Raw genomic sequence first — 12,863 nt, 5'->3', positions numbered from 1 at the left:
TTTTTTTATTTAATTAAAAAAAAGATACAATATCTTTGCTTTATGACTGGACTTGTATATAAATCAACAGGAAGTTGGTACACCGTTAAGACAAACGATAATAGCTTTTTAGATTGTCGTATTAAAGGTAAATTCCGTATTAAAGGGATTAAAAGCACCAATCCTATTGCTGTGGGAGATATTGTGGATTATGATATAGAAAATACTACAGACGAAACAACTGGAGTGATTACAGCTATTCATGATAGGAAAAATTATATTGTTAGAAAGTCTGTAAATCTTTCTAAGCAAACTCATATTATAGCGTCTAATATAGATGTGGTTTTTTTATTAGTTACTATAAATAACCCACCAACAACAACAAGTTTTATAGATCGCTTTTTAGTAACTGCTGAAGCCTATGGAATAGAAGCGGTCTTAGTTTTCAACAAGATCGATACTTTTGATGAAATTACTTTAGATGAACAATTGTTTTTGCAATATACCTATGAAAGTATAGGTTATAAAACAGTAAGGGTATCTGCCAAAGAAAATAAAGGTCTGGAAGAACTAAAAGAGTTAATGGAGGGCAGAGTTTCTATGTTTTCTGGACATTCTGGAGTGGGAAAATCAACATTGGTTAATGCTTTAGAACCTACATTAAATTTGAAAACAAAGCAAATTTCAGATTCACACTCCCAAGGTCAACATACTACAACTTTTGCAGAAATGTATGATTTAACTTTTGATGCAAAAATAATAGATACTCCGGGCATCCGTGGTTTTGGGGTGGTTGATATGGAAAAGCAAGAGGTTGGAGATTATTTTCCAGAACTTTTCGCATTAAAAGGTGACTGTAAATTTAATAATTGTTTGCATAAGGAAGAACCGCATTGCGCTGTTAAGAAAGCATTAGAAAAGGACCAAATTTCTTGGACAAGGTATAAAAGTTATCTTCAAATCTTAGAAGGAGATGACGAACATTATAGGTCAGATGACTATGCAGAAGATAGAAAAGCAAGTGATGAAACTAGAAAATCATAAAGAATGAGAGTTGTAATTCAAAAAGTTTCTGAAGCTTCGGTGACCATAGAAAATAGGATTAAAGCACAAATAGCAAGAGGTTTGTTGGTTCTTGTTGGGATAGAAGAATCAGATACACTCGAAGATATAAATTGGTTGTGCTCAAAGATAGTAAACTTAAGAATTTTTGAAGATGAAAACGACGTTATGAATCTTTCTGTAAAAGATATACAAGGAGAAATAATTGTTGTAAGCCAATTTACACTTCATGCATTAACGAAAAAAGGAAATAGACCAAGTTATATTAAAGCTGCAAAACCTGAAATTGCAATTCCACTATATGAAAGTTTTATACTAAAAACAGAATTTGAATTAGGACAAAAAATTCAGACTGGTCAATTTGGTGCAGACATGAAAGTATCTTTAGTTAATGATGGACCAGTTACAATTACAATTGATACAAAAAACAAAGAATAAGCAAACAATATAGCAAAAACATTATGAAATCACTATAAGTAAACTTATTAATAATTTAAAGTGATATCATATGTGCCTGCTGAAAATAAATAAATATATGAAAATCAAAGTGTTTTTTTTTCTATTCATTTTTAGTCAAGTTTTTTCACAAAATGATTTTAGTCCATTAACAGTCACAAAAGAGTTAAAAGAAAAAGCGAATAGTGTAGTTCGTTATCAAAATATTGAAATAACAGTTAAATCTCAAAAGGAATATAAGATTAAAAAGAGAAAAATAATTACTGTTTTAAATGAATATGGCTTAAAAAATATAGACGCTATTGAATATTATAGTAATTCCGAAACTGTTAATACGATTCAAGCTACTATTTATGATTTAATTGGGAATGAAGTAAAAAAAATTAAGAGAAAAGATTTTAAAGACCAAAGTGTTGTTGACGGTTTCTCTATTTTAACAGACAATAGAATACTCTATTTGGAATATGTTCCAACACAGTATCCATTTACGATAGAGTATGAAAGTGAAGTAACAAGTTCTAATACCGCATTTATTCCAAGTTGGTACCCTATTGATGATTACTATGAAAGTGTTCAAAAATCTGAATTTACAATAAATTATCTTCCAGAATTAGGGTTTAAATATAAAGAACTGAATTTTGAAGGGTATAATGTAAAAAAGACAGAGCAATCAAACACTATACATTTTATGGTTGAAAATCTTATTGCTGAAAAACCAGAAGATTATTCGCCCGACTTTAAAGAAATTGTACCAAATGTTATTTTTGGTTTAGAAAAGTTTTCACTTGAGGGAGTGGAAGGAAATGCTAAGTCTTGGGAAGAATTTGGAAGAATTTGGTATAAAGAACTAGTAAATGATGATTCCAAAATTAGCCCAGAAACAATAGATGATATAAATAAACTTACAAATAATATCGATGATCCAATTGAAAAAGCAAAAAAAATATACAAGTACGTTCAAAATAAAACGAGATATGTTAGCATTCAATTAGGAATTGGTGGATGGAAACCAATGACAGCTAAAGATGTTGATAGATTAGGATATGGAGATTGTAAGGCGTTGTCTAACTACACTAGAGTCTTGCTGGAAAACGTTGGTGTAAAGTCTTTTTATACAGTAATTTATGGCGGTTCTAATAAGAGAGATTTAGATAAAGATTTTGTGTCGTTACAAGGGAATCATGCAATTCTGACATTACCTTACAAGGATAAAAATTATTTTTTAGAATGTACGAGTCAAACAAACCCATTTGCTTTTGGAGGTGATTTTACAGACGATAGATACGCATTAATGATAAAACAAGATGGAGCTTTTGTATTAAAAACCAATCCATTTAAAACCTCAGAAAGTTATCAAAATATTGTTGGTGATTATTATATAACGGAAACGGGAGAAATGAAAGGTGAATTTGTCTCTAAATCTGGAGGGCTTCAGTATGATGACAAAGCCTTTTTAGGAAGAGAGAAAGACAAAAATAAACTCTATAAACACTATAAGGAAAGGTTCGGCTGGATTAATGGTTTAAAAATAGATGATTTAGAAATAAATGATAATCAGGAACAGATTGAATTTGTAGAAAAATTAGGTGTAAGCTCAACTAGTTACACTACATCCGCAGGAAACTCTATGTATTTTCCAATTAATGTTTTTAATAGAAGTGATAATGTTCCAAAAAAATATAAAAATAGAAAATATCCTTTCAAAATTTCAAAAGGTTTTCAAGATAAAGATGATGTAGTAATTAATTTGCCAAACAATTTTGAAATTGAATTTTTACCTGAAAATGTAATAATAGAAACTAAATTTGGGAAATATAGTTTAAAATTAGAAAAATTAGAAAATAATAAACTGAAACTAATTAGATTCTTGGAAATTAATGCAGGTAGATTTAGTAAAGATGAATATGAAGAGTATAGAACATTTTATGAACAAATAGCAAAAAATGACAATTCAAAAATCGTATTAATAAAAAAATAAACAAATGAAGCAAAATCTATTAAAATTAATCTTGTTGTTAACTGTTTTCAGTTCAAAATTATTTTCACAGGATTACAAATTGGGAAAAGTGACAGTCGAAGAGTTAAAAGAGAAACGACATCCAATTGATTCGTCAGCAGCTGCAGCCATTCTCTTTAAAAAAGGAGAGAGTAAATTTGAATATAATAATTTAGGAGAATGGACACTTGTTACAGATGTGGAATATAAAATAAAAATTTACAAGAAAGAAGGCTTAGACTTTGCTAATCAGGAGGTATATTATTATGTGGGTGGGGCAAGAGAAGAGACGCTTCGTTTTAAGGATGCTGTAACCTATAATTTAGTAGATGGGAAGATTGAAAAAACAAAGTTAAAATCGGATGGTGAGTTTAAAGATGAGATAAATGATGAAAACAGAGTGAAAAAAATCACTATGCCGCAAGTTAAAGAAGGATCAATAATAGAATATTCTTACACTTTAAGGTCTCCATTTATAAGAAAATTTGATGATTGGTACTTCCAAAGCGAAATTCCTATTAATCATGTAGAATATAATATATATGTGCCTAAATATTTCAGATATAGAACAGTTATAACAGGCTATGAGAGTGTTAATGTAGTGGATGTTCCTATTTCTACAGGAATTTTTCCTCAACAAAAATATACTTATTCAATAGAAAATGTACCTGCATTGAAAGAGGAGAATTTTGTTACAAACATAAAAAATTATACCTCAATTTTAAAAAATGAATTAGTATCAATTTCATATCCTGGAGAACCAGTAGATAATTTAGCATTAGATTGGGATGGTGTTGTTAAAACAATTTATGAAGACGAGAGGTTTGGTCGTGAATTAAAAAGTAAATCCTATTTTGAAGAAGATTTAAAGATTATTACAGAAGGATTGGCTACAGATAAAGAGAAGATTGTTGCTATTTATAAGTTTGTTCAAAATAAGATGACATGGGATGAGAATTATGGTGTTTATACTAGAAATGGAGTAAAGAAAGCGTATAAAGAAAAGAAAGGAAATGTAGCAGAGATTAATTTAATTCTAGTTGCAATGCTTAAAGAAGCTGGAATAGAGGCTAGCCCTATTTTGATTAGTACTAGAAAAAATGGAATTGCTCTGTATCCAAATGGTACAGCCTTTAATTATGTAGTAGCTGGAATTGAAGTTCAAGATGATGTAGTGCTATTAGATGCTACAAACAAAAATTTAACGGTTGGTTTATTGCCATTAAGAGCTGTTAATTGGTATGGAAGAATTGTTAGAGAAAGAGGGAGTTCTAATGAAGTTGATCTTCTAAATATTCAGCATTCTAGAGATAACATAATTATTTTAGGAAAAATTAATAATGACGGAAAGATTGACGGAAAGTTGAGAAGACAGTTAACAGACTATAACTCATTAGTGCATCGTGATAATTATGATGGTGTTTCGGAAGAAAGTTATATTGAAAAGTTAGAAAATAAATATGAAAGTGTAGAAATAGAAGAATATAAAATTGAAAATTTAAAGGAAGTAGAAAAACCTATAATCGAAACCTATTCCTTTGAAGAGGAAAATTCTGTTGAAATTATTGGTAATAAAATGTATGTGTCTCCTTTAATGTTTTTTGCATTGAAAGAAAATCCATTCAAGGTTGATGAAAGAAAGTATCCTGTAGATTTTCATTTCCCTTTTAAGGATAGTTATAATATTTCATTAACTATTCCAGAGGATTATGAAGTTGAGTTTTTACCAGAGGCTTCAAGTTTACTAATGGAAAATGGATATGGAGTGTTTAAGTATAATATTTCGAATACGGGAAAAACTATTCAGTTGGTTGTTAATTTTGATGTTAATACATTTTTTGTGCCTTCTCAAAACTATTCAACATTGAAGAATTTCTTTAAGATGATGGTTGAAAAGCAAACTGAAAAGATAATCCTAAAGAGAAAATAACGATATATGAAGATTGATAAATTTAAGTTTTTATTTTTATTAGGGCTGGTGGTTTTCTCTAATTTTATTTTTTCTCAAAAAAATGAATTAGGAGAGGTTACAAAAGAAGAATTGCAAGAAACTACATATCCTAATGACTCTAGTGCGGAGGCTGTTGTTCTGTTTGAAAATGGGAAAACATATTTTCAATATGATGCAAATACTGGTTTTAATATAATTACAGAAGTCGAAACAAAAATTAAGATTTATACTAAAGAAGGTCTTGAATGGGCAAATAAATCAATAAGCTATTATACTTTAGGGAAGCATGAAGAGCGTGTTTCTTTTTCTAAAGTGGTTACCTATAATTTGGAAAATGGTAAAATTGAAAAGACAAAATTGAAGAGTGAAGGGGAATTCGATGAGAAAATAAATAAATATTGGTCTCAAAAGAAAATAGTATTGCCAAACGTAAAAGTTGGGTCGATAATAGAGTATAAATATACCATTAAATCGCCTAATTACACAACTTTTCCAGTTTGGAATTTTCAATACTCAATTCCTGTAAAATACTCTTCATTTAAAACATATATCCCAGAGTATTTTATATACAATAATCAGTATAAGGGAGATTTAAAACCTCTTGTTGATTCTGATATGAAAATAAAGAGCTTTTCAGGAAGATATACTAAGAATAATAGAGATTCTGGAGGTTCAAACTTTGATAGAGAAAGCTATGAAATTGAATATAAAGAGTATTATCAATCCTATGTTTTGTCGAATGTGCCTGCATTAAAAGATGAAAAATATGTAAATAATATTAAAAACTATGTTTCCGCAATCTATCATGAATTGTCCTCTGTTAATTTACCATATGAATCAATAGTTAATTATTCTACCGATTGGGAATCTGTAGCAAAAATGATAATGAGTCATGAAGATTTTGGTAATGAATTAGCAAGAAATGATTATTATAAGGATGATATTGATAAGTTGTTAGCAGGAATTACAGATGAAAAAGAAAAAATAATTCTAATCTTTGAGTATGTGAAAAGAATAATGAATTGGAATAATGATTATGGTTATTTGTGCGAAAATGGAGTAAGGAAAGCATATGAGAATAAACTGGGAAGTGCAGCAGAAATTAACCTTATGCTCACATCAATGTTGAGATATGCTGGAATAGATTCCAATCCTGTCTTAGTAAGTACTAGGTCACACGGAATTCCAATGTTCCCTAGTAGAACTGCGTTTAATTATGTTATTACTGGTGTTGAGTTGCAAAATAATTTAGTGCTTTTAGATGCAACAAATAAATATGCATTGCCAAATATTTTACCCATAAGAAATTTAAATTGGTTTGGAAGGCTAATAAGAAATAATAAAACTTCGGATTTGGTAGATTTAATGCCAAAAGGAAAGTCTATTAATAGTATTATGATGGTAGCTGCTATAAATGAAAATGGAGAAGTAAAAGGTAAAGTTAGAAAACAATTGTCAGATTATTATGCGTTTGTTCATAGAGATGCCTTTGCTGATGTTGAAAAAGAAAGCTATGTTGAAAAGTTGAATGATCATTTAGGAGAAATAAATATTTCAGAATATAAAATCCATAATGTAGATGATTTGTCTCAAAAAATAACAGAATCATTTAGCTTTCTAGATGATAAGAGTATAGAAAATATTGGTGGTAAATTGTATTTTTCACCCATGTTGTTCTTTAAAATGAAAGATAATCCATTTAAGTTAGAAACTCGAAAATATCCAATTGACTTTGACTTTCCGCTCAAAGATTCTTATATCATTACAATTAATATACCTCAAGGATATAAAGTCGATTTTCTTCCAGAGGCAGCAAACATTGTTTTAGAAAATAATTATGGAGGCTTCAGTTATATTATTTCGGAAAAACAAGGAAAAATTCAATTAGCTGTAAACTATGAAATAAATACTTCAATTATTCCATCTAAAAGTTATGAGTTTTTGAAGGATTTTTTTAAAATGATGATTGAGAAGCAAGGAGAAAAAATAATTTTAATAAAAGAATAACGCAATGAATATTAAAAATGCACAGTTAGAAGTTGATAATTGGATTAAAGAACATGGAGTTCGTTATTTTAATGAATTGACAAATATGGCTCAACTAACAGAGGAAGTAGGTGAAGTAGCTAGAATTATAGCAAGAAGATATGGGGAACAATCTGAAAAAGAATCCGATAAAAACAAAGATTTAGGTGAAGAATTAGCAGATGTTGTTTTTGTTGTTTTATGTTTAGCGAACCAAACAGGTGTTGATTTGCAAGCTGCTTTTGATAAAAAGATGGATTTAAAAACAAAACGGGATCACGATCGTCATCATAATAATGAAAAATTGAAATAGAATATTATTTTAATCCTCATTAAGCTTTTTTCAATTATGAACGCAATTATAAAAAAAACGGTTGTTAATCAACAAGCGACTATTAGAATTACAGGTTCAAAGTCTGAAACCAATAGGTTGTTACTTTTACAAGCCCTGTATCCAAACATAACAGTTGAAAATATATCTAATTCCGATGATTCTGAAGTGATGAAAACGGTACTTAATAATTTTCAATCCACTTCTGTAGGACAAGATTTGGCAAAGGAACAACTTTTCGATATTCATCATGCTGGCACTGCCATGCGTTTTCTAACTGCTTTTTTTGCTACACAAGAATCAAGCGAAGTAATTTTAACAGGTTCCAACAGAATGCAAGAAAGACCTATTAAAATTTTGGTTGATGCATTAAGACAGTTAGGCGTAGAAGTTGTCTATCAAAAAAATGAAGGTTTCCCTCCAATTAAGATAAAAGGAAAAAACATAACAGCTAAAAAAGTGATTCTTAAAGCAGATGTTAGTAGTCAATATATTTCGGCTTTATTATTAATCGCACCTAAGCTAACAAATGGTTTAGAACTCATTTTGGAAGGAGAAATTACCTCTGTTCCTTATTTAAAAATGACATTAGCTTTGTTGAATGAATTAGGTGTTACAACTCATTTTGAAGAGAATCAAATTAAAGTTTTTCCAAAAGCAGAAGTTGTCAATCAAATACTAACAGTTGAAAGCGACTGGAGTTCTGCTTCTTATTGGTATTCGATTGTAGCCTTGTCTGAAATTAACACACAAATTACATTGGCTAGTTATAAAAAAAATAGTTTACAAGGTGATGCTGTCTTGGCTGAAATTTATCAAAATTTTGGAGTTGAAACTATTTTTAACGAGAATAAAACAATTACAATTTCAAAAGTAAAACAACATAGTCTTTTACCTTTAAATCGTAATTTAAAAGATTGTCCCGATATTGCTCAAACCATTGCAGTAACTTGCTTTGGATTAGGTATTGGTTGTGATTTATATGGATTACATACTTTAAAAATTAAAGAAACAGATAGATTAGAAGCATTGAAAGCCGAATTAATTAAATTAGGCGCAGCTATTTCTGTTACGAATGAATCATTGCATTTGAAAAATTCTAATAAAAATCCTTTAGAAAATATAAAAATTGCTACTTATCAAGATCATAGAATGGCAATGGCATTTGCTCCTTTAGCACTTCGAGTTCCTATAATAATAGAAGAAGCAGAAGTAGTAAGTAAATCATATCCAGATTTTTGGAAAGATTTACAAAGTGTTGGTTATTCTATAGAAGAAAAATAAAAGTCGGGATGACTGGATTCGAACCAGCGACCCCTAGCACCCCATGCTAGTACGCTACCAGGCTGCGCTACATCCCGAATGGTGGCAAAGATAAAAATTTTTTATCGTTTCACAATCTGAATTTGATCTAAAATGGTTTGTACTTTATCAGCAGTAATCGATAATTGCAAACCATTTTTCAATAAAACATTTCCTCCATCAGATTTGTTGTAAGCCGAAATGAAGTTAACATTCACAATGTGAGACTTATGTATTCTAATAAAGTTAGGATTATTACATAAAATGTCTTCAAAATTTTTTAAATTCCGGCTTACAATGTATTTTATGTCATTTATGCATCTTATTTCTGAATAAGCTCCTTCACCTTTTATATATATAATAGTTTCTGTTTCAATAAATAGAATACTATTGCCACTAGGTACAGCTATACGTTGTAAAGTATCTTGTTTAATGGTTTCTTTTAAAAGTGAATAATTTTGATTTGAAATTTTTTGCTTTTCAATTCTCGCTATTGCATTTGATAATTCTTCGGGGTTAATCGGTTTTAATAAATAATCAATGGCAGAAAATTTAAATGCCTGTAATGCATATTCTTGATAAGCTGTCGTAAAAATGATCTTGAAATTAACTTCATTTTCATCAAAAAAATCTAGAAGTTCTAAACCACTATGTCCTGGCATTTCAATATCTAGAAGGACTAAATCGGGTTTGTATTTTCTAATAGCTTTTACACCACTAGATAAATTTTCACATTCGGCAACTATTTCTACATTTTTACAATATTCTTCAACTAGAAGAATAAGATTTAAGCGAGCTCTTTTTTCATCATCTATAACTATAGCCTTCATAGCGTTTCTAATGGTATTATAATTTCTACTAATGTTCCAATGGGTTGATTTTGTAGGTTGTGTTTGTCAATTATTTTTAACGAAATATTTTTATGATTATATTCATTTAATAAATCGATTCTGTTTTGCAGTGCGTGGGTAGCAAAAGATTGGTGTTTTTTATTTTTTATTCGATTTAATTCATTGCTTTTTTGTCGACCAATTCCATTATCTTCGATTTTAATTAATAACTCATTATTAGTGATTTCAAAAACTATAATTACTTTTTTGTTACCTTGTTTGTGTAATAAGCCATGTTTTACAGCATTTTCAACATAAGGTTGTAATAACATAGTAGGTATTTTGATACTTTCTTGGTCTATTTTGTTAGGGATTATAAACTCATAACTAAAATCTTCATCAAAACGACCTTTTTCAATGTCTAAATAAAGTTGCAACGTTTTGACTTCGTCTGCAATAGAAATGAAATCTTTTTCAGTCATTTCTAAAATGGTTCGGGTTAAATTGGAAAATTTAGATAAATAATCAATGGCTAAACGTTTTTCATTTGACAAAATAAAGGATTGTAAAGTATTTAAAGCATTATAAAAAAAATGTGGATTCATTTGCGATTTGATTGCTTTTAATTTCGATTGATTTACGTTTTTTTCTAAATTGATTTTGTCTAATGCAAGTTGATTTCTTTTTTCTATTTTTTTTATGTTAATTCGATATAACCAAAACATAGAGGCTAAAAACAAGAAACTTGCCAGCAGAATAAAAGGCAATTGTAACCAATAAGGGCGATTTATTGTAAAATGAATTTTAGTAGTGTTTTTAAAATCTGAATTCAGCATAAACTCCACTACATATTTTCCATGATTTAAAGAGTTGAGTATTAATTCTGGATGAAGGACATCTGCTTTTTGCCATTTGGAATCATTTACTTTATATAATAAATTATGTTCTTCAAAAGGACTAGGTGATAAAAAACGATAATTTATTTGGATATTATTCTCGTTATAAGCTAAATTTTCCCAATTACTTTCTTCTGTAAACTGATTATTAACATATAATGAGGTAATTGAAAAGGAAGGATTTGAACGATGGTATTGCTCTTCTTTTTTTATGATTAATCCTCTATTTGTGGAGATGTAATAACATTTATTTTTTAGTATAATATCATTTACTTCGATATTGTTATTAATATGTAATATTTGTTTGGTCTTTTTAGAGTTCAATTGATACTCAAAAATATATTTATTGGTAATTATATATAAAAAACCATCTTTTAAAAATGTTTTTTCGACATTTTCTTTTTGTATGTTTTTGGGGAATTCAATTTCTGAAATTTTATTTTTTTCAATCTGAAATATAATCAAATCTCCATTAGAGGCATACATCTTATCGCTGTTAAATGAAAGTTTTGTAATATTTATAGATGCATTTTTATATTTTAATTCATTAAGTAAACCATTTTGCCCTACAAAAAACAATCCATTATTTGTAGCAAAATAGATTTTCTTATAAATACTGTCATAAGCAACTGATTTTCCTTTTGAATTAAAAATAATATTATTATAAGAGGTGTTTTTTAATTGAATAAAAGCATCGTAAACAAAATCCCAATCACTTTTTTCTAATGAATTAGTTTTAAAAATACCGCACGAACTGCTAGCTGCAAAGCCTAAGTATTTATTGTCGATGGAACAAATGCTTTTTACTGCAATAGGTAATTCGTTGGTTAGTTTAAATGCTGAATTTAAAATGCCAAATTTAGATGATGTGAAAAATAATTCATCACTGTATGGATTGTAAAATAATTGACCCATTTGATGATTGTCTTTTCCAATATGTAAAGTTGTTAACTCATTATCTTGTAAGGTAATAATTTTATCATTTTTGGAACCAATCAAAAGTTGTTCATTTTTAAAACATAAAGAGGTTAAACTCTCTTTAGAACTAATTAATTGGGTGTTAAAATCTTCAATATAATAGAGGCCGTCTGTTAGGGTTGAAATCCAAAAATTATTGTTTTTAGTTTGATAAATGTAAGATATATTTGTCCCTTTAAAGTAAGTCTGTTTCAAACCAGATTCTTTGTCCATTTCAATTATTCCTGTAGTTGTGCAAAGCCAGTTTTTTTCGTTACACCAACTTAAATTTTGTAAAATAGTATTTTCAAGTTGAAGTTCTTTTCGCGTAAAGCGATTATTTTCAAAAAAATAACAATAATTTGAAAATTTTGAACCAATTAAAAGCCCTTTATTTGTTTTCTCAACGAGAATAGAATTAAAATTGGCTAAAAAATCTTCTGGATATTCAATTTGTAGATGAATTTTATCGTCTTTTACTACTACTAATTGATCTGTAAAAACATAAATGGTATTATTAGCAAAAAAAAGATATCGTATGTTTTTAGTATTTAAAACTATTTTCTTCTTAAATATGAGCGTTTTTAAATCATAAACATCAATAGCTCCTTCGTTTACAATGTATAGTTGATTATCAATGATGCCAAATTTAAAATAGCCTATAGATTTTTTTTGTTTGAGCTTGTGTAATTTGTTTTTCTCTACAAAATATAAATATCCATCAAAATTTTCATACCATACCCTTCCAAAAGAGTCTTGCTGAATACAAGTTCCAGCTTTAGAAGTCATTCCTTCTTGATCAAAATATTGAAAAGTGTAACCATTAAATTGACATAAACCTTTATCTGTCGCAAACCACATAAAATCTTCTTTATCTTGAAACATGTCATAGACACTATTCGTTAGTAAACCTTGTGATTTATCTATAGTATTAAAATAAGGGTTTTGGCCATAGATTTCTTGTATGAACCAAAATAGAAAGAATATGTAATAATAATATTTCAAGAATAGATTTTATTCAAATGTAAAGATATTATCTAAACAGAAAAAAATGAGTTAATGAAAATCTAGTTTCAGT

The 12,863-nt window shown here is 28.6% G+C and carries 9 protein-coding genes and 1 tRNA gene; 7 read left to right on the top strand and 3 right to left on the bottom strand.

Annotated elements, in window-relative coordinates; genetic code table 11:
• Positions 1-42: 42 nt before the first annotated feature.
• The 7 genes from rsgA (at position 43) to aroA (ending at position 9,084) form a co-directional block, all read left to right on the top strand.
• Entirely contained in the window at positions 43-1,023 is a 981-nt protein-coding gene (gene rsgA, locus ACZ49Z_RS04680; RefSeq protein ID WP_464307029.1) for a ribosome small subunit-dependent GTPase A, read from the top strand.
• 3 nt (positions 1,024-1,026) lie between these two features.
• The gene (gene dtd, locus ACZ49Z_RS04675; protein ID WP_464307028.1) at positions 1,027-1,479 is read left to right on the top strand and encodes a D-aminoacyl-tRNA deacylase; all 453 of its coding nucleotides are present in this window, start codon (positions 1,027-1,029) and stop codon (positions 1,477-1,479) included.
• Between the two features lie 97 nt (positions 1,480-1,576).
• Entirely contained in the window at positions 1,577-3,475 is a 1,899-nt protein-coding gene (locus ACZ49Z_RS04670; RefSeq protein WP_464307027.1) for a DUF3857 domain-containing protein, read from the top strand.
• 4 nt (positions 3,476-3,479) lie between these two features.
• A complete protein-coding gene (locus tag ACZ49Z_RS04665; RefSeq protein WP_464307026.1) occupies positions 3,480-5,423 on the top strand; it encodes a DUF3857 and transglutaminase domain-containing protein in 1,944 nt (647 codons plus the stop codon).
• A 6-nt stretch (positions 5,424-5,429) separates the two neighbouring features.
• The gene (locus ACZ49Z_RS04660; RefSeq protein WP_464307025.1) at positions 5,430-7,451 is read left to right on the top strand and encodes a DUF3857 and transglutaminase domain-containing protein; all 2,022 of its coding nucleotides are present in this window, start codon (positions 5,430-5,432) and stop codon (positions 7,449-7,451) included.
• Positions 7,452-7,455: 4 nt separating this feature from the next.
• Positions 7,456-7,782, top strand: coding sequence for a nucleotide pyrophosphohydrolase (locus tag ACZ49Z_RS04655; RefSeq protein WP_159780445.1), 327 nt, complete (start codon positions 7,456-7,458; stop codon positions 7,780-7,782).
• Positions 7,783-7,818: 36 nt separating this feature from the next.
• Complete coding sequence (aroA, locus tag ACZ49Z_RS04650) at positions 7,819-9,084, top strand: 3-phosphoshikimate 1-carboxyvinyltransferase (RefSeq protein WP_464307024.1); 1,266 nt, start codon at positions 7,819-7,821, stop codon at positions 9,082-9,084.
• A 3-nt stretch (positions 9,085-9,087) separates the two neighbouring features.
• On the opposite strand, the gene ACZ49Z_RS04645 is transcribed toward aroA, so the two are convergent.
• The 3 genes from ACZ49Z_RS04645 to ACZ49Z_RS04635 form a co-directional block, all read right to left on the bottom strand.
• A tRNA-Pro gene (locus ACZ49Z_RS04645) sits at positions 9,088-9,161 on the bottom strand.
• Positions 9,162-9,185: 24 nt separating this feature from the next.
• Positions 9,186-9,932: a LytR/AlgR family response regulator transcription factor gene (locus tag ACZ49Z_RS04640; protein WP_464307023.1), complete on the bottom strand. Its 747-nt coding sequence runs from the start codon at positions 9,930-9,932 to the stop codon at positions 9,186-9,188.
• Positions 9,929-12,790, bottom strand: coding sequence for a sensor histidine kinase (locus ACZ49Z_RS04635; protein ID WP_464307022.1), 2,862 nt, complete (start codon positions 12,788-12,790; stop codon positions 9,929-9,931). Before ACZ49Z_RS04635 ends, ACZ49Z_RS04640 begins: the two co-directional genes overlap by 4 nt.
• Positions 12,791-12,863: the final 73 nt, after the last annotated feature.

The sequence above is a fragment of the Flavobacterium sp. KY-23415 genome, from assembly GCF_055384985.1.
Note: the sequence above shows the minus strand (reverse complement) of the source record. Positions and strands in the feature narration are given on the sequence as shown.